The organism is Streptomyces sp. NPDC051576 (assembly GCF_040681835.1).
In the GTDB taxonomy this organism is placed as follows: domain Bacteria; phylum Actinomycetota; class Actinomycetes; order Streptomycetales; family Streptomycetaceae; genus Streptomyces.
In genome coordinates, this window is the sequence record NZ_JBFAZO010000008.1 from 328,865 (window position 1) to 347,328 (window position 18,464).

The 18,464-nt window shown below is 69.3% G+C and carries 13 protein-coding genes and 1 pseudogene; 8 read left to right on the plus strand and 6 right to left on the minus strand.

The window, feature by feature from the left end; all coding sequences use genetic code 11:
* Window positions 1–80: 80 nt before the first annotated feature.
* Both AB0M63_RS27095 and AB0M63_RS27100 read left to right on the plus strand, forming a co-directional pair.
* Entirely contained in the window at window positions 81–4,247 is a 4,167-nt protein-coding gene (locus tag AB0M63_RS27095) for a beta-galactosidase (protein ID WP_366021225.1), read from the plus strand.
* A 160-nt stretch (window positions 4,248–4,407) separates the two neighbouring features.
* On the plus strand, window positions 4,408–5,226 hold the full coding sequence (locus AB0M63_RS27100) for an SAM-dependent methyltransferase (RefSeq protein WP_366021320.1): 819 nt from the start codon (window positions 4,408–4,410) through the stop codon (window positions 5,224–5,226).
* Between the two features lie 47 nt (window positions 5,227–5,273).
* Here AB0M63_RS27100 and AB0M63_RS27105 read toward each other — a convergent pair whose 3' ends face one another.
* Window positions 5,274–6,194 carry a helix-turn-helix transcriptional regulator gene (locus tag AB0M63_RS27105; protein ID WP_355908908.1) on the minus strand — a complete coding sequence of 307 codons (921 nt, stop codon included), beginning with the start codon at window positions 6,192–6,194 and terminating at the stop codon, window positions 5,274–5,276.
* A 98-nt stretch (window positions 6,195–6,292) separates the two neighbouring features.
* Window positions 6,293–6,523 (minus strand): DUF397 domain-containing protein, encoded by a 231-nt coding sequence (locus AB0M63_RS27110; protein WP_355908911.1) that lies wholly within the window; start codon window positions 6,521–6,523, stop codon window positions 6,293–6,295.
* A gap of 201 nt (window positions 6,524–6,724) precedes the next feature.
* Here AB0M63_RS27110 and AB0M63_RS27115 point away from each other — a divergent pair, with 201 nt between their 5' ends.
* The gene (locus AB0M63_RS27115; RefSeq protein WP_366021226.1) at window positions 6,725–7,267 is read left to right on the plus strand and encodes an ATP-binding protein; all 543 of its coding nucleotides are present in this window, start codon (window positions 6,725–6,727) and stop codon (window positions 7,265–7,267) included.
* 43 nt (window positions 7,268–7,310) lie between these two features.
* Here AB0M63_RS27115 and AB0M63_RS27120 read toward each other — a convergent pair.
* Window positions 7,311–7,760, minus strand: a pseudogene (locus tag AB0M63_RS27120) (SDR family NAD(P)-dependent oxidoreductase); the annotation flags it as partial.
* A gap of 152 nt (window positions 7,761–7,912) precedes the next feature.
* Here AB0M63_RS27120 and AB0M63_RS27125 point away from each other — a divergent pair.
* The 4 genes from AB0M63_RS27125 to AB0M63_RS27140 all read left to right on the plus strand — a co-directional run bounded on the left by AB0M63_RS27125 (window position 7,913) and on the right by AB0M63_RS27140 (window position 11,761).
* Window positions 7,913–8,848, plus strand: a complete 936-nt coding sequence (locus AB0M63_RS27125; RefSeq protein ID WP_355908917.1) for a hypothetical protein — start codon at window positions 7,913–7,915, stop codon at window positions 8,846–8,848.
* On the plus strand, window positions 8,782–9,054 hold the full coding sequence (locus AB0M63_RS27130) for a tyrosine-type recombinase/integrase (RefSeq protein ID WP_355908920.1): 273 nt from the start codon (window positions 8,782–8,784) through the stop codon (window positions 9,052–9,054). The genes AB0M63_RS27125 and AB0M63_RS27130 overlap by 67 nt, the downstream gene beginning before the upstream one ends.
* A gap of 4 nt (window positions 9,055–9,058) precedes the next feature.
* Window positions 9,059–9,409, plus strand: a complete 351-nt coding sequence (locus AB0M63_RS27135) for a helix-turn-helix transcriptional regulator (protein WP_355908923.1) — start codon at window positions 9,059–9,061, stop codon at window positions 9,407–9,409.
* A 546-nt stretch (window positions 9,410–9,955) separates the two neighbouring features.
* Window positions 9,956–11,761, plus strand: a complete 1,806-nt coding sequence (locus AB0M63_RS27140) for a hypothetical protein (protein WP_366021227.1) — start codon at window positions 9,956–9,958, stop codon at window positions 11,759–11,761.
* A 359-nt stretch (window positions 11,762–12,120) separates the two neighbouring features.
* Here AB0M63_RS27140 and AB0M63_RS27145 read toward each other — a convergent pair whose 3' ends face one another.
* From AB0M63_RS27145 to AB0M63_RS27155, 3 genes are all read right to left on the minus strand, one after another.
* Window positions 12,121–14,970: a BTAD domain-containing putative transcriptional regulator gene (locus AB0M63_RS27145; protein ID WP_366021228.1), complete on the minus strand. Its 2,850-nt coding sequence runs from the start codon at window positions 14,968–14,970 to the stop codon at window positions 12,121–12,123.
* A 551-nt stretch (window positions 14,971–15,521) separates the two neighbouring features.
* Window positions 15,522–16,463 carry an NAD(P)-dependent oxidoreductase gene (locus tag AB0M63_RS27150; protein ID WP_366021229.1) on the minus strand — a complete coding sequence of 314 codons (942 nt, stop codon included), beginning with the start codon at window positions 16,461–16,463 and terminating at the stop codon, window positions 15,522–15,524.
* Window positions 16,460–17,164, minus strand: coding sequence for an SDR family NAD(P)-dependent oxidoreductase (locus tag AB0M63_RS27155; RefSeq protein WP_366021230.1), 705 nt, complete (start codon window positions 17,162–17,164; stop codon window positions 16,460–16,462). Before AB0M63_RS27155 ends, AB0M63_RS27150 begins: the two co-directional genes overlap by 4 nt.
* Window positions 17,165–17,280: 116 nt before the next feature.
* On the opposite strand from AB0M63_RS27155, the gene AB0M63_RS27160 reads away from it, so the two are divergent.
* Complete coding sequence (locus tag AB0M63_RS27160) at window positions 17,281–18,180, plus strand: LysR family transcriptional regulator (RefSeq protein ID WP_355908938.1); 900 nt, start codon at window positions 17,281–17,283, stop codon at window positions 18,178–18,180.
* Window positions 18,181–18,464: the final 284 nt, after the last annotated feature.

Sequence of the window (18,464 nt, forward strand, 5' to 3'; positions counted from 1 at the left end):
GGTGTGCCTGTCACACCCTTACTGTTCGGCTTTGCCTGAGTCTGTTTGATGCTGTTCGCCCAGTCGGTCTGGAGGCCGCAGTGCGGGGAAGTCGGATCGGTTCAGAAGGTGCGAGACCCGGTCGCCGTCGGTGGTGGCGGGCCATCCTCGCCACGGCCGCGACCTTCGCCCTGGCGGCGGGCATGACCGCGCCGGCCAGAGCGGCGGTACAGGACGTCGGAGAACAGACGCCCGCCGTCAGCCCGCAGGCGCACACCGTGAGTCTCGACGGCTACTCCTTCCTCGTCGACGGCAAGCGCACCTATCTGTGGTCCGGCGAGTTCCACTACTTCCGCCTCCCCAGCCCGGACCTGTGGCGCGACATCTTCCAGAAGATGAAGGCCGCCGGCTTCAACTCGACCTCGTTGTACTTCGATTGGGGCTACCACTCGCCGAAGCCGGGTGTCTACGACTTCAGTGGCGTCCGGGACGTCGATAAGCTCCTCGACATGGCCCAGGAGGCCGGCCTCTACGTCATCGCCCGCCCGGCGCCCTACATCAACGCGGAGGTCGACAGCGGCGGCCTGCCCGGCTGGCTGACCACCAAGGCCGGCAACAACCGCAGCGACGACCCCAAGTTCCTGAAGTACGCCGACGAATGGCTGACCCAGATCGACCGCATCATCGCCCGCCACCAACTCACCAACGGCACCGGGTCGGTGATCGCCTATCAGGTCGAGAACGAGTACTACAACGGCTCGGACGCCGGCCGCTCCTACATGCGGCACCTGGAGGACAAGGCCCGCGCCGACGGCATCACCGTCCCGCTGACCGGCAACAACAACGGCACCTTCAACTCCGGTACCGGCGCGCTGGACGTCGACGGCCCCGACTCCTACCCGCAGGGCTTCGACTGTTCCAACCCCTCGACGTGGAACGGCGTTCCCGACATCAGCTACGACCACCCGGCCGGAAAACCCCTGTACTCACCGGAGTTCCAGGGCGGCGCCTTCGACCCCTGGGGCGGCCCCGGCTACGACAAGTGCGCCCAACTGATCAACGACCAGTTCGCCAACGTCTTCTACAAGCAGAACATCGCCGTCGGCGCGACCGCACAGAGCTTCTACATGACCTACGGCGGCACCAACTGGGGCTGGCTGGGCATGCCGGAGAACTACACGTCGTACGACTACGGGGCCGCGATCCGCGAGACCCGCCAGCTCGATCCGAAGTACGACGAGGACAAACTCATCGGGTACTTCACGCAGTCGGTGGCCCCGCTCACCAAGACCGAGGCGATCAGGGCCACACCGCCGGACGACTCGGCGATCGTCGACACCGCCCGCATGAACCCCGACACCAAGACGCAGTTCCACGTCCTGCGGCACGGCGACTCCACCTCCACCGCAGTCGACAAGACCCATATCTCGCTGGACTTCAACGCCCAGCCGACCGCCGACACCACCTACACGTGGGACGACCCCGACTCCGCGCTGCAGTACGGCGGTTCGTGGTCCCATGTGGCCAACACGAGCTACACCGGCGGTGATTACCAGCACACCGAGTCGTTCTCCAACAAGGCCGGCGACTCGCTCACCGTCCCCTTCGACGGCACCGCGATCCGCTGGATCGGCTCGAAGACCAACAACCACGGCAACGCCGACGTCTACCTCGACGGAACCAAGGTGGCCACGGTCGACGACTCCGGCAGCGAGAGCCAGGCGGTGATCTTCCAGAAGACCGGCCTGGCACCCGGCGCGCACACGCTGAAGATCGTCGTAGCAGGGAACCACAGCTCGGGATCCACGGACGACTACGTGGCCGTCGACGCCATCGACGTGCCCACGGCCGCAACCGCCGAACCGACCTACCCGGTCGTGCCACAGCAGCCGGGTACCGCGATCACCCTCGACGGCCGCGACTCCCATGTGATCGTGGCCAACTACCGCGTCGGTGAAGCCCAGTTGCAGTACTCGACCTCCGAGATCATGACCAGCGCGACCATCGGCAACCGGGACGTCGGCGTGCTCTACGGCGACGAGGGCAGCGACGGCGAGACCGTCCTGCGCTACGCCGCCAAGCCCACCGTGACCGCCACCGGCGGTACGGTCACGACCAGTTGGGACGCGGCCACGGGCGACCTGCGGTTGAACTACACGCACAAGGGTCTGATCCGCGTCGCCATCAGCGGCGCCGGACAGCGCCTGCTGCTCCTGCTCGTCGGCGACAAGGCCACGGCCAAGACCTTCTGGCGCCAGGACACCGCGAGCGGTCCGGTGCTCGTACGCGGCACCCACCTGCTGCGCACGGCGACCAGTTCGCATGGCGGTCACACCCTGGCCCTCACCGGTGACAACGCCGACGACAAGAACATCGAGGTGTTCACCTCCGCCGCCCAAGTTACTTGGAACGGCAGGACATTGGGCACCAACGCCACCGGCACGGGGAGCCTCACCGGCAAGATCCCGGTGGCCGCACCGATCCACCTCCCGACGCTGACCAACTGGAAGCACGCCGAGGAATCCCCCGAAGCGGCAGCGGGCTTCGACGACTCCACCTGGCAGGTCGCCGACAAGTCGACCACCAACAGCGTCTCCGGCGTCAACTCGCTGCCGGTGCTCTACGCGGACGACTACGACTTCCACACCGGCAACACCTGGTACCGCGGCCGCTTCCGCGCCACCGGCAAGGAGAGCGGCATTCACCTGGTCTCGGACTCCGGCGGAGGTGCCCAGGCGTTCTCCGCCTGGCTCAACGGCACATTCCTGGGCAGCTCCACCACGGGCAGCGCCGACTTCGCCTTCCCGGCGGGCTCGGTGAAGTCCACGGGCGACAACGTGATCTCCGTGCTCACCGTCAACATGGGGCACGAGGAGGACTACAACTCCACCAACGGCAACAAGACCGCGCGCGGCCTGACCAGCGCCTCCCTCGTCGGCGCCCCGCTGACGACCGTCACCTGGCGTCTCCAGGGCGTGCGCGGCGGCGAGGACCTCCAGGACACCGTGCGCGGCCCGCTGTCGACGGGCGGCCTGTACGGCGAACGGGCCGGCTGGTCCCTCCCGGGCTACCCGGACGCCACCTGGAACCCGGTGTCCCTGCCGACGACCGACACCACCCCCGGGGTCTCCTGGTACCGCACCGACGCCGCCCTGAACCTGCCGCACGGCCAGGACACCTCGCTCGGGCTGACGTTCACCGACGACCCGTCACGCAAGTACCGCGCCACGATCTTCGTGAACGGCTGGCAGGTCGGCAACTACGTCAACTACCTCGGCCCGCAGCACACGTTCCCCGTCCCCGACGGGATCCTGAACCCCAACGGCCACAACAGCATCGCCATCGCCGTCTGGAACCTCGACGGCAGCACGGGCGGCCTCGGCAAGGTCTCCCTGACCAACTACGGCAGCTACGCCTCCTCCCTGCGCGTCGCGCAGAACGACAGCCCGCGCTACGACCCCCGGAGCTACGCGATGCCGAAGCGCCCGGGAGCCGACGTCGCCCTGAACGTGCCCGACACCGCCGAGCCGGGACAGGCCTTCACGGCCCGGGCGACGGTACGGGTACCCGAGGACCGCCCGTCCGCATCCCAACTGACGGCGTCGCTCGCCACGCCCGACGGCTGGAGTGCGAGCGCCACGAGCCCAACTTCCGTCAAGCGCCTGCAACCTGGCGCCACCGCCACCTTCACCTGGCAGGTACAGCCGCCGACCGGAACCCTGCCGTCTGCCTCGGCACTCATCGCCACGGTCCACTACCGGCAGAACGGACGGCCGGCCGCCGGCGACGACGAGCGCATCGTCGGCGGCATCCCACCGGCTCCACCGGCCGGGGAGAGCGAGGTGAGCGACCTGCCGTTCCTGTCGTCCACCAACGGGTGGGGCCCGGTGGAACGGGACACCAGCGTCGGCGAGCAGGCGGCCGGTGACGGCCGTCCGATCACCATCGCCGGCGTCGGCTACGCCAAGGGGCTGGGCACCAACTCGGTCAGCGACGTCGGCCTCTACCTCGCCGGAAACTGCTCCCGGTTGACGGCGGACGTCGGCGTCGACGACGAGACAGGTGGTGCGGGCACCGTGACGTTCTCCGTGATCGCCGACGGCAGGACCCTGGTGACCACACCGACGATCAGCGGCAGACAGGCGGCGGTACCGATCGACGTCGACATCAGCGGCGCCCAGGTGGTCGACCTCAAGGTCGGTGACGCGGGCGACGGCAACGGAAACGACCACGGCGACTGGGGGACGCCGACGCTGACGTGCGGTTGAAAAGCGGCACGATCCGCCGTACAGCACCCGACGGAGCCATCCTTTCGGCAACTCGGCGCCTACTTAACGTAATTGACGGGGCGAATGTGGGCCGTCTCCGCACTAGGATGTGTGGCCTGGCGAGCCGGTCCACCCGGCGCGGCTTGGATCTGGGGGAATGATGCAGCCTGACAAGCAGGTGTCCACGAAGATCGATGCCGCCGTTCCGACGGCCGCACGCATGTATGACCACTACCTGGGCGGCAAGGACAACTACGCGTCCGACCGGGCGGCCTGCGAGGAACTCGACAAGGTCGTGCCCAGCACGCGAGCCCTCGCGGTGAACAACCGGCGCTTTCTGCAGCGGGTGGTCGCGACGCTGGCCACCGACTACGGCATCAGGCAGTTCCTCGACCACGGCTCAGGTCTGCCCACCCAGGACAACGTGCACCAGGTCGCGCAGCGGATCGACCCGGCCAGCCGCGTCGTGTACGTCGACAGCGACCCGATGGTCCTGGTGCACGGCCGGGCCCTGCTGGACCAGAACGAGCGCACCGCCGTCATCCAGGCCGACATGCGGGACACCGACGGGATCCTCTCCCATCCCGACACCAAGCGCCTGATCGACTTCTCGCAGCCGGTCGCCCTGCTGTTCAACTCGGTCTTCCACTGCATCCCGGACAGCGACACCGACGGTCCGCAGGCCGTGGTGCGCCGGGTTTCCGAGCAACTGGTCCCCGGCAGCTGCATGGTGATGTGCCAACTGGTCAGCGAGGACCCCGAGGTCCGCGACTTCGTGACCGACTTCATGGACAAGGCGACGCAGGGGCACTGGGGCCGCGTACGCCAGGAGAAGGACGTCGCGGAGTGGTTCGAGGGCCTCGACATCCTCGATCCGGGTCTGGTGGAGGTGTCGACCTGGCGGCCGGACAGCGAGGTGGCTCCCCGTCAGGCCACCCAGGAGTGGATCGAGTTCGGCGGCGTCGGCCGCGTCCGATAGACCAGACCAGGGCCGCACGCCGGCTCCCCGCGCGTTACGGCATCGGATCAGCCGGTGCCGTAACGCGCGCGCAGGGTGTCGCGCAGCCGCACCAGGGACTCGCGCGGGCTGAGCGCCTCGTCACCGAGCCGGTCCAGGGCCAGCCGGTACTCCTCGGTCTCGTCGCGGTCCTCCAGGAACACGGCGCTCTTTATGTGCTCCAGGTACACGATGTCGGGCAGGTCGAGGCCGCCGAAGCGGAGGTAGGTGAGCGGGATCGCCGGCGCGGACGCGTTCGTCACGTCCAGGGGCACGATCTGCACGGTCACACGCGGGCGTTGAGCCATCTCGACGAGGTGCAAGAGCTGCTCGCGCATCACCTCGGGACCGCCCAGGACACGCAGCAGGACGGACTCGTCGATGATCGCCCACAGTTGCGGGGCCTCCGAGCGGTCCAGCAACTCCCGGCGGCGCGTGCGCAGTTCGAGACGGCGCTGCACCTCGCGGGCCGGTGCCGTCGGCAGACCGCGTTCCACGACCGCCCGGGTGTAGGCCGTGGTCTGCAACAGGCCCGGAACATACTGGATTTCGAAGGTACGGATCGCGGTGGCCGCCTCCTGCAGGCCGACCAGCCTGTCGAACCACTCGGGCATCAGCCGCTTGTCGTAGCGCTGCCACCAGCCCGGCTCACCGGCGCGCCGCAGCAGTTCGAGCAGGACCCGCGCCTCGTGTTCGTCGGCCTTGTACAGCTCCAGCAGCGCGCGGACGTCGGCGTCGGCCGGAGGGCGGCGGCCCTTGCCCGACTCGATGCGCGACAGCTTCGGCGGGCTGAATCCCACGGCCCGCGCCGCCTGGTCCTGAGCGAGGCCGAAGTCCTCGCGCATACCCGCCAGTTGGACACCGACCAGCATCTTCAGCAGGGTCGGAGCGGGCTCGGTCCGACTCAGATACGGTTCGAGGCGCGCGATACGAGGTGACTCCGCGGACATCCTGACTCCCCGTGAACCGGCAGACGACAAACCGCAGTATCGCACCCCGCCCACCCCGGCTGCAGGCGTCTACAGAAGTGAGAACGACCCGCTCCGCTTCACAGCAGGTGGTCGAACTCGCCGTCCTTCGCGCCCGCCACGAAAGCGGCCATCTCGGCCGGTGTGTAGACGAGCGCCGGGCCTTCGGGATCACGGGAGTTGCGTACCGCGATGCCGCCCTCGTCAAGGACGGCCACCTCGACGCAGTTGCCTTCGGCGGTGCTGCGCCGGCTCTTGATCCATCGGGCGGCCAGTGAACTCGCCCGTACTCCGTTCGGAACTGATGACATCGCAGTCTCCTCGCTCACGTTCGCCACGCCCGCGACCCCGCCACCCACCGGCTCGGACCGCATCGCGTGCCGCGCGCTTCAAGCCATGTGCGTGCAATTCCTCGTGAAATTGCACGGAAGCGCCTTCAGTTGTGGAGAATAGCCCGTGGCGTCAACCGGCGTGTCGACGCCCACAAGCTGACGCCCCATCAGGGAGACGCTGTGTCCTCACCCGCGCACCAAGTGCCCCGAGTTTCCGGCACGGCCGCGCCATCACCGGACCCCACCGCACCGCTCGACGCCCCCAGGCGCCTGCACCAGAAACCGACGCGCAGTTCATCCCGGACCGCCGCACTGCGCCTGCCCGGCACCGCGCAGGGATGCGCCCGGGCCCGCGACTTCACCCGACTCACCCTGGGCAACTGGGACTTGGACCACTGCCGCGCCGATGCCCTCGCCGTCATCGCTGAACTGGCCGCCAACGCTGTGGTACACGCCCTGCCGCACACCCCGGACGGTGACGCCGAGGTGTGGGTCAAGCTCACCCAGCGGGCCAACCACCTGGTCTGCGCCGTCATCGACCCGAGCGACAGCCCGCCCGTCTACCGGCGGACGGGTGACCCCCTGGACGAGGACGGCCGCGGCCTGCGCATCGTCGACGCCCTGTCCGAACACTGGGGCTGGACCAAGCGCTACCGAGCGGGCGGGACCCGCCCCGCGGGCAAGACCGTATGGGCCATGCTGGCGACCGGCCCTCGGACCTGACCCCGGGCACCTCGGCGCTGCTCCTCGCGGAAGGTGCCCGGGGTCAGCCCCGGGTCCCGGCGACGATCTCCGCGAGCGGAGTGGCGGGACGGCCGGTCAGGCGTGGTACGGCATCGGTGACGCCGTCGAGTTGGCCGGCGGCGATGGCCGTATAGGTGGACACCCAGGCGTCGAGCTGCCACTGAGGGGCGCCGTAGGAGGCGCGTGAGGCGTAGGCCTCCTCGACGGTCTCGGGCTGGTATGTGACGGCATGGCCGAGGACCTCGGACAGGACGGCGGCGGCCTCACCGAGCGTCAGGGACTCGGGGCCGGTCAGGTCGTACACCGCCCCGGCGTGGTCGGCCGGCCGGGTCAGCACCGCCGCGGCCGCGTCGGCGATGTCGTCCTGACCGACGAACGCGGTCCGCCCGCTCCCGGCGGGACCGCGGATCACACCGTCCTCGCCGACCAGTTCGGGGACGAGTTCCGCGTAGAAGTTGTCGCGCAGGAACGAAGTGGAGTGTCGACGGGTTCGTCGGCGGACGGCCTGCGGGTGTTCGAGCTGTTCACCCAGGCTGACCGCGCCAGCTCGTCGACCACTCGAATGGGTGAAGATATGCGAGTAACTCGTAGATTTCAGGATCTAGTTCCGCAATTTGCATGTCCGTGGTGGATTCCGATACCCGTCGCTTCACGCTGATTGGTGGACGCGGCGAGCCGAGCGGGACCGCTGGGCAGGAAGAGGGCCTGGCGGACGTCCTCACCCTGCAGCGCCGCAGTTTCCACCCCTCGTCCCGGGAGGCCGAGGAGGCGCTCTACCAGGACACCCTCGCCGAGTACTGCTGGGCCCGTGATGTTGCCGGACTCGCGGCGACGACGCTGAACCAGCTGGTGCAGCCCGTGATCGAGATCTGCACCTTCCACGGCGTCCTGCCGTGGGAGCTGTCCTCGCGGATGCTGGACCAGTATTTCGCCGGGCCCGGCAAGCGCGCCCATTCCACGGTCCGCAAGAAGATCACGAGCATCGACCAGTACTTCGCATTCCTGGAACAGCGGTACGCCGGCGAGATCCTGCGCAGGTTCGGTACGGCGGTCGAGTCGCCGGTCGACGCCTTCAACCGGCCGCGCCACCGGGGGGATTTCGGGCTGCGGATTCCTCCGTCGCGGGCTGAGATGAAGGCGTTCTTCGCCTCCTGGCGCCAGGAGCTGGAGACGGCGCGCAAGTATCCGGTGGCCGTCCGCAACTACGTGATGGCGAAGACGGCCTACCTCTCCGGGGCGCGCGCCACCGAACTGTGCCTGGTCCGGCTCGGGGACCTGCACTGGGACAGCGGCCAGTGGGGCCGTTTCCTGGTCCGGGGCAAGGGCGCGAGCGGGAGGCGTTCATGTTCGCCGAGGGGCGCGCTCTGCTGTGGTGGTACGTCGAAAACGTCCGGGGCCTGTTCCCGGACAACTGCCTTGATCCGTATGCCCCGTTGTTCCCGTCCGAGCGGCTGCCGACCGCGCTGGGCGCGGACCTGCCGATCGCGCCGGCGATGTGTGCCGACACCTTCCGCCGCTCGTTGCGCCGGGCCTCGCTCGCGCACCTCAAGGGCACGGTGACCGTGCTCTTCCCGCATCTGCTGCGCCACGCGTGCGCGACCCACAACTACGAGGACGGAATGCCGCTTTGGGATGTTCAGGTGCTTCTGGGGCACGAGTGTCCGACCACCACGGTGGGGTACCTGGCGACGGCGAAGGGGGATCCGGAGCGCGCGAGTCTGGAGTCGTCCCGGCGCGCCGTACGCCGGCTGAGCGGGGAGGCGTGAGGCCGTGAAGTGGAATCTGCGCTGGGTGGCGGCGAAGCGGGACATCTGGCGGCCCAGTGATCTGAAGACCGCGTTCGAGCAGGTCGGGTTCACGCCCTCGCTGAGCAAGGTGTGCGCGCTGTGGTCGAGCAAGCCGGTGACCGTACGGCTCGATGATCTCGACATGATCTGTGCCGCCCTCAACTGCACAGTCGCGGACCTGATGACGGCGGAGCCGCTCGCGGCCGAGCACACCGGGCAAGGGGAGCGGCCCCAGGCCGTGGGTGAACATCCGCACGCGGGCAGCGGCGGCCGTCCCGTACCGATGCAGACGGGCGGCGCGGTCGGTCGGCGCCGCCCGCTGCCGCCCAACTGACCTTGCAGGCAACGAAGTTGCCGGCGTCGTGCGCCCTGTGCGCCGGCTGGGGACCGGTCACCGCCCGCGGCCTGTGCCCCGGCTGCCGCGACGGCCGCTACCGGGTCGCGCAGGGACGGCTTCACGACGACGTCTGTCGCCGGTGCGGCTGGCCGGCGGTCGTGGGCGCGGACGGCACCTGCCGGGGCTGCCGCATCGCCCTGCGCCTGGGCGAGGACGACGCATGGATGCGCGCCGAGATGGAGGGGCGCGCGCTCCCCGTCCGGGAGGCCGCTCCAGCTGGCCCTGCACATCGACGGCGTACGGCTCTCCAGCTTCCCGCTCCACCACACTCGTACGGGGCGGCGAGTCCGTGAGTGTGTACCCCGGCGGGTACGCGCCCCGGCGCCGGCCCCTCTGGACGATCCGCGGGTCTGTGTCGAGGAAGTTCCGGGGCAGCTGGGGCTGTTCGCGCCGTGGCCGCGGTCCTTCACCCGCGAGCACGGGCGCCGGCTCCGCGGCCGGAGCATCGCGGGTCTGCCGCGCCTCCTGGCAGTCCTTGAGGAGATGGCCGCCGAACGCGGGGTGGGCGAGACCTGGATGTTCCACACCGGCGACTGCGCCCGTCTCGCGCTCGCCTCCCGGCCACCGGACGAAGACCTGGTACGGCCCGAGTCGCTGGCGGACCTGCCGCAGATGCGCCCCACACTGCTGCAAGCCCTGGACCGGGCCGGCTTGCTGACGCGGCGGCGGCCACGACTCGTACCGTCCTGGATGGCGCGGGGACACGGCAGTTGCCGGGAGTGCCTGGCCTGGACGAACGAGCGGGAACAACGCTGCGCACCTTGCCTCAACTGGGGCACGGACCGCGTCGACGGGCCGTGTCATCGCTGCGGGCGTGTCCTGCCCCTGCGCGACGACCACTGCCGCCGGTGCGTCCTCTTCCTCTCCGAGACCCAGTACGACCTCGACGGCATCGCCCTGGACGGCGGCGACCAACTTTGGCTCGGCGGACCGTTCGCCCCCCCCCACCTACGGGTCGACCCCGACCGGGCCGACGAGCCGGACGGCCTCTACGGCCGGCGCCGGCTGCAGGCCAAACGCCGCACCGCCATCCAGACCTCGCGCGCCGCCCGCCCCGTCTCCCCGCATCTCGCACTCCCCGGCCAGCTGGACCTGTTCCCCCTCGCACGCGACTGGTCCCGCGTCGAGGACCGGCGTCTTCCGGCGCTGACTCCCAAGGCGCAGGAGGTCCTGGACGGCTTCGTCGCCCACATCCGCGAGCGCGGCTGGACGCGGAAGGCCCTCGGCACGAGCATCCGCACCCTGCGGGTCCTGCTCGCCCACCTCGGCGCCGACGCACCCCTGCGGGAAGAGGACATCCGCCTCCTCGCCCGCCGCCACCACTTCAACGGCGCCCGGGTCGTCAACTACCTGCGAGTGACGGGCCGGCTCCTGCCCGACCGCCGCTCCGATGCCGCCTCGGCCCGCGCCCGCCGCCTCGCCGACACGGCCCCGCAGCCCTTCCGCTCCGCGGTCCACCGGTGGATCGATGTCCTCTCCGGCCAGGCCACCCGGCCCAGCGTGCCGCTGGCCCCGACGACGGTCTGCGCCTACGTACGCCGCGTCTCACCGTGTCTTCGCGCCTGGCACGAGACCGGCATCGGCGATCTGCGCGCAGTGACGGGCGAGCACGTCCGGGAGACACTGAAGGCGTTGAAGGGCGAGGACGCCAAGGCCCTTGCCACACCGCTGCGTTCGCTCTTCCGCGCGCTCAAACGCGAGAAGCTGATCTTCCGGGACCCCACCCGCTCCATCGTGCTGTCCACCAGCCGGAAGCTGCCCGTCCCGCTGCCCGACCACCGCCTCCACGGTGTCCTCGACCAGCTTCCCGACTCACGCAACCAGCTCAGCTTCGTGCTGGCCGCCGTCCACGCCCTGAGCACCCACGACCAGCGCGGACTCCTGCTCGACGATGTGGACCGCAGCCGGGGCCACCTCACCGTCCGCCGCCCCGGACGGCTCCACCACACCGTCTATCTGGACGACATCACCTTCCACCTCCTCACCCGGTGGCTGACCGAACGGCACCGGAGATGGCCGGCCACCACCAACCCCCACCTGCTGGTCACCGCACGGACCGCCACGGACGACACCCACCCCCCGGTCAACGCGCAGGCCATCACCAAGACCCTGCACCGCCTCAACCTGCAGATCAGCAGCCTGCGCGCGGACCGCATCCTCGACGAAGCGAAACACACCCGGGACCCGCTCCACCTCATCCGGCTCTTCGGACTGTCCCCCATCACGGCCATGAAATACCTCCGGGCGGCCCACCCCGCGGGCACACGCCCCGATCCCATCTCCGGATGACCCACCCGCCCTCACCAACGGCGCCCCGATCCGCCTGTCTGTGAACCCCGACCGCGAGGCCAGTGCCTGCGGCGGCTGGGACCAGCGGACAGCCAGTCCTCGGTCCGCAGTCCGTCGCGGACATCCCGACGCTCCGGCCGCAGTGCGGTGTGCCGGTTGATGGCGCCGGCGCGCTGCTCGGCGTGTTCCCGCGACTCCCGGCTTCCTTGAACGTCCTGTTCAGCGAGCCGGAGTGCCGACCGGTGGTGAACTCCGCTCTTTCAGTCGTGCCGGGTTGCGTGCAGCCCGGCCACGTCCCCGCCGCCTCGTACGCGCCCGCGCCCGGAGCCCGGTCGGGGCCATGGGACGCGGTCGTCGTCTCACTTGCTGATTCGGTCCCGGAGCAGGTCGCCTTCGGGGTGGCCGAGTGAATCGAGTATTTTCAGTGCGTCGGTCCATGCCTGATGGGCTTCGTGCGGGGAGTCGGGGGAGTGCACGTCGCCGATGTGTATCAGTGTGTCGGCGATCAGGTATGCGTCGTTGAGTTCGCGGTAGAGGGCCAGCGCCCGGTGGAGTGCCTCAAGCGCTTCCGAGTGCCGTGCGAGGCGGTGGTAGGCGACGCCGAGGCTGTCCCATGATGCTGCTTCGATATTCCGGTTTCCGACCTCGCGGGCGATGCCAACGGCGTGACGGCAGGATGCTGCCGCGCCTTCGAAATCTTCGAGAAGGATATAGGTCCATCCGACCTCGTTGGTTACAGCGGCCAGCCCGACCTCGTACATTGCGCTCCGATACAGGGATGAGGCGGCTTCATAATGTGACAGGGCTTCGTGATGCCGGTTTCTGGCGTTGCTGAGAAAGGCGAGGTAGCGATGGGTGAGTGCCGCTCCCAGCAGGTCGCCGGCGGTGGAAAATATTGTCAGTGCTTCGTGCAGGTGGGTTTCGGCAGCGGAATCGTCGCCGGTGCGGCCGAGTGCGAAACCGAGGGATCTGTGCATCTGTGCCTGCCCCTCGGTGTCGCCGGCCTGTTGGGCGGCTGATAGCGCGGAGCTTTGAATGGCGATCTGCTCCTGGCGCCGGCCGCTGCGATCAAATACCAGCTCAAGGACAGCCGCCAGGCGCCACACCTGTGCGCCTGCGCCGTAGTGGTCGTGGCCGAGGACGATGGCCTGGAGTGCGGGCAGCTCCTGGTGCAGCCATTCGGCTGCGTACTCCGTGCTGGTGAAGGAGACGACGTGCGTTCCGGGTGCGGCGGCCGTGAGCGCGGGGTGTTCCCGGTGTGTGTTGATGGCGCTGGATGCGTGATGTGCCGTGTGTAGGTAGTGGTCGTAGAGGCGACGCCGTGCGGCCGTGAGGGTGTTTCCGGACGTGGTGCGGGCGATTTCCTGACTGAATACTTTGAGGAGATCGTGCGTGATGTATTGCTCGGTCTTGTATTCAGTCCACAGGTTGGCCCGGTGAAGTTCCGACATCACGCGTCGGGTGTTTTTCACGGTGAGTCCGGTCAGGCTTGCCGCGGCGTGGATCGACACACTGTGCGCGGGGCTCAGGCACAGGCGTATGAATGCACCGGCGGCCTGTTCGGTGAGTGCACGGTATGACCAGGAGAAGACGGAGCGGGTATCCGTGGCGGGGTCGCTCTCGCCGGTCAGTGTGAACGCGCGGAGGCTGTCGCGGCTTGCCGCGAGTTCGGCCGCGATGTCTGACAGCGGAACGGCCGGCCGGCTGCTGGCGCGTGCGCAGACGATGGCGAGGGCGAGAGGAAGTGCGCCGCAGTGCGCGGCGATTTCGATTGCTGCGCCGCGTTCTCGCTCCACTCGTGACTTCCCGAGTCTTCTGGAAAGAAAATCGAGTGACTCCGCCGCGGTGAGTGTGCTCACGTTGAGGAGGCTCGCTGCTGCGGAGGCCGTCAGGCCGGTCATTTCCTCGCGGCTGGTGATGACCGTGAAGCAGTCTGGATTTCCGGGCAGGAGCGGGCGTACCTGCTTTGCTTCTCGTGCGTTGTCGAGAACGATCAGGCAGCGGCGTCGTGCCAGGATGCTGCGGTAGAGCGCGATCCGGCTGTCGAGGCTCGGGGGAATGCGTTCGCTCGGTATGCCGAGCGATTCCAGGAAGTAGCAGATCGCCATGGACGGGGTCAGGGGATCTCCTGCGGGGTCGTAGCCCCGCAGGTTGATGTAGAGCTGGCCGTCCGGGAACCGGTGGGAGTTGCGGTGGGCCCAGTGCAGGGCGAGCGTGGTCTTCCCGACGCCGGGAGCTCCCCCGATGGCGACGGCTGTGTGGGCGTCGGCCGGCAGCAGCGAGTCCAGGTGCTCCAGTTCCTCACGTCGTCCGGTGAACACGTGCAAGGTCGCGGGTAGTTGGGCCGGCCGGACCGAGGACCAGCTCTGTTCGGGAGACGCTGTGGACGCCGTGGTGCTGGGAGTCGTGTCCGGGGCTGTGTCTGTTCCGTGCAGGACGTCGGCTTGCGCGGCGCGGAGTTCGGGGCCCGGGTCGACTCCCAGTTCGCCGGCCAGCCGTGCGCGGACGCTTCGGTAGTGCTCCAGGGCTTGTGCGGTATGTCCCTCGGCCGCCAGGACACGGATGAAGCCGGCCTGGAGGAGTTCGTTGAGGGGGTCGCCCTGGGCGGCCTGCCGCAGGAGCGGGAGGGCGGCCTTGGTGCGTCCGGCCGCGAGGGATGCCTCGGCGGCGGCCCGGGCGGCGCGGTAGTACTCCGAGTCGACCGCGGCGAAGACGGGGTGCGAGCGCAGCTCATGTGGCAGGCCGGCCGCCGTAGGGCCGTGCCACAGCGAAAGCGCCTTCAGGAGCAGGTCCGCAGCCTCCTCCGGTCGGCCGTCGTCGGCGGCTTCCTGGCCCGCGTCGCGCAGTTGTCGAAACTGCAGGAGATCCGAGGCATCGGATCCGAGGTTGAGCCGGTAGCCCCCGGCGGCCCGTACCAGCACCTGCGCCCTGCCTCGCTGTGTGAGACCGGGCTCGAACAGCCTCCGTAAGGCGCCCACATGACGGTGCACCACGTTGACGGCCCGCCCGGGAGGGTCGTCGCCCCACAACGCGTCGACCAGGTGATGCAGCGGCACGGGCTGCCCCGCCTGCACCAGCAGCAACGCCAGCACGCCTTGCTGTTTGGGAGGTCCGAGGTGCAGCTCCGTGTCCCGGTACCAGGCTCGCAGCGGGCCGAGGATCGAGAAGCGCAGCGGGTGCTCTGTCGCGGGCGCCGATTCTGGCTTCATTTTCGCACCTCCCGAGTGGAGCGAAGGGGTTGGGGTGTTGGCGGAGGATCATGGCGGTACTCGTGTGGATCTCCGTGCGGCGGGCGCAGCGGCGCGATGTGACGCTGCGGCCGGCGCGGACTGCTGATGTGCATGCACGGGACTTGCCCTGCGGCCGGTCAGGGCGACGACGGGGTTGCCGCATGCGTTCGCCGCCAGGGCGGCCTGCGCGTCGGCGCGGGCCTCTGGCCGTGTGCTGAGTGCGCAAACATCGCAAGGGTCCAACGGCGTTGCCACGTATGGCAGTTGGGCGCCGTCAAGGGGTGTCGACACAGATTGCGTCGGCGACACCTCTTGACGGGGGGATTTCCTCCGGGACAGCGGGGAGTGGCCGCGGCCCCGGTCGGTTTCAGACGTGTGCAGGTACGCCCGCCCGTCATCCGGATTGGCGGCCGGCCACGGCCACGTGGGCGGCGGGCGCGACTCGACCGAGTGCGCCGGCCGGTCGGACGCGCGGCCCGGTGGACCGGCAAAGGGAGCGAGCCCGTGGTCGGGTGACGGTGTTCAGCGGGTCACGGAGTGGTGGGCTGTTGGATCTGCCCCGGGGTCTGTCCCGGTCGGGTTGTGGCGTTGTGCCGCAGGAGTTCGGCCAGGGCGGAGACGCCGTCACGATCGCCCAGTCCTGCGGCCATGGCCTGGTCGATGAGCCCGTGGCTTGCGTCCAGCCGGGCCATGGGCACGCCCACGGATGCTGCCAGGGCGTCGATGAGTGTGAGGTCTTTGGCGACGAGGGACAGGGTCATGTGGATGGCCGCGTCGTGTGGTCGTACGAAGTTGTCGCGGTTGTAGAGGACGAAGGGGGCCGCGGCGGGGCTCTGGGTGAAGGCGTCGTAGGCGTCGGCGCGGTCGATGCCGGCGCGTTCCGCGAGGACGAGTGCTTCGGCCAGTGCTGTCGCCAGCGACAGGAGGAGGGAGTTGATGGCCAGTTTCATGATGTTGCCGTTGCCCGATTCTCCGAAGTGGAGGATGCGGGTGGCCAGGACGTCCAGGACGGGACGGACCCGGTCGAGTGCTTCCTTGGGGCCGCCGGTCAGGAAGGTGAGTTCGCCGCGGGTGGCGAGTTCGACGGAGCCGGACATCGGGGCGTCGAGGAGCGTGGCGCCGCGTGCGCGGACCCGGGGTGCGAGGTCCCGGGTCGTCTGCGGAGCAACTGTGCTGGTCTCCAGGACAGTTGCTCCCTCGCGCAGTCCGGCGAGGACGCCGTCGGGCCCGTCGTAGACCTCGCCGACCGCCGTGTCGTCGGTCAGGGAGACGATGACGATGTCGGCGGACGAGGCCGCCTCGCGCGGGGAACCGACCACGCACGCGCCCGTCTCGCCCGCCACGTCGAGGGCGCGTCCGGGGGTGCGGTTGGTGACGGTGACGCTGTGCCCTGCCCTGCGCAGGCGCACCACCATGGGGCGGCTGATCCGGCCGATGCCGATGACGGCCAGTGTGGGCAGGGCGTGGATCATGCGTGGCCGCCGTTGAGATCGAGGTTCACGCCGTTCGCGGCCGGGTTCTCCAGCAGGAACAGGGAGCCCTCGACGATGTCGCGCATCGTGGGGACGACGCCGGTCAGGATCCGCGCGCGTGCCACTTCGACGGCGGGCTGGTTGCCGGCCCAGTAGGGGCTGTCGCCGACCATGCCGGGGTGGATGGCGTTGACGCGGACCGGCGCGAGCTCCTTCGCCAGCGTCGCCACCAGGCCCGTCACCCCGGCGTTTACCGTGGTGATGGTGGTGGAGCCGGGGTAGGGCACGTCCTTGGCGAGCCCGCCGAAGAGCAGCACGGAGCCGGTGGGGGAGATACGCGAGCGCAGGGTGTGGACGACCGTGGTGTAGCCGACGACCTTCGCGATGGCCAACTCCGTTGCCCCGGCGATGTCGTAGCCCGCGATCGTGTTGTTGTCGCGCCGCATGCCCGCGAGCACGATCGCGTCGACATGCTCGATGCCGCTCAGCGACGGTTCGAGGCTCTCGGGCTTGGCGAGATCGGCCGCGATCCCCCGCACATGGCCGGCATCCGTCTCGGAGTTGATCTCCTCGGCTGTCCTCTCCGCGCGGGCGCCGTCGCGCCCGGCGACGATCACGGAGGCACCCTGGCGGGCATACGCCGCGGCCAGCTCGCGGCCGATGCCCGAGGTGCCTCCAACGATCAGAACCTGCTTGCTCATGACCATCCCTTCATCGGGCAGCGGGAGTTGCTGCCGCTGAAAGCCTGGCGCAGAAGGCATATCGAGTCCAACGAAAAACATTGACATGTGTTATCGAGGAAATCGATAATTGGCCGGTGGAATTAAGGCAGTTGCGTTATTTCATCACCGTGGCCGAGGAGCTCAGCTTCACCCGCGCCGCGGCCCGCCTCTTCGCAGCTCAGTCGACCGTGTCGGCGGCTGTCCGCGCCCTGGAGGACGAGCTTCAGGTGTCGCTCTTCGACCGGTCGACCAGGACGGTGGCCCTGTCGGCGGCGGGTGAGGCGTTTCTGCCCGAGGCCAAGGCGGTCGTCGTGGCGGCGGAGCGGGCGAGGGAGGTGGTCGGCGAGGCGTCGCGCACCCTGCGGGGCAGCCTGCGCATCGGCACGATGACCCGCATGACGGCTCTCGATCTGCCGCGCCTGGTGGGGGCTTTCCGCCAGCGCCACCCTTTGGTGGACATACAGATCCAGGTCTCCGGGTCCGGCGCGGGAGGGATCGCCGAGGACGTGCGACGCGGCCGTCTCGACGTCGGCGTCGTGGCCCTGGCCGCCGCCGACGCGCACGATCTGGAGCTGAGGCACTTCGCGACCATCCCGTATGTGGCGATCCTGCCGTCCGAGCACCCCCTGGCGCGGCGGGAACGCGTCGCGCTCAAGGACCTCGCCCACGAGAACTTCGTCTCCGGTGCGAACGGCTTCGGCTCACGCGCCGCCATGGACCGTGCCTTCGGTGAACTCGGCATCACGCGCCGGGTGTCCGTCGAGATCACGGACATCGCCTCGGCCGCGTCGTACGTGCGGGCCATCGGCGGTGCGGCGGTCGTCCCGCGCTACGATCAGGCAGATACGACTGGGGTGGTCATCAAGCCGGTGTCCGGCCCTGTCCCCTCGCTCACCCTGTCGTTCGCGGTCCGCGCGGGACGCGAACCGAGCCCCGCCGTAGCGGCGTTGCTGCACCTCAGCCCCAACTACACGCGCGACGACGGGTCGTTCTGAGCCCGGACGGTGCGGCGAGCGTGGATCGCGTCGGTCTCGGCTGCCGCCGCGTGCGCGGGAGTTGACGCGCACAGGGGCTTGTTCCGGTGTCGACGGCGATGGCATGCTGCGGGTCATGATCGGAAGAATCGAGTGCTCCGTCCGCCGATGAGCGAGACGGCCGGGCCAGGGCTGCCCGGATCACCGACGACCCTGTTCGAGCACGCGCTCCGGCTGCATCGGCTGACTCCGGGCAAGCCGCTTGCGCGCAACGGGGAACCGTATCCCGACGACGGATGCCACCG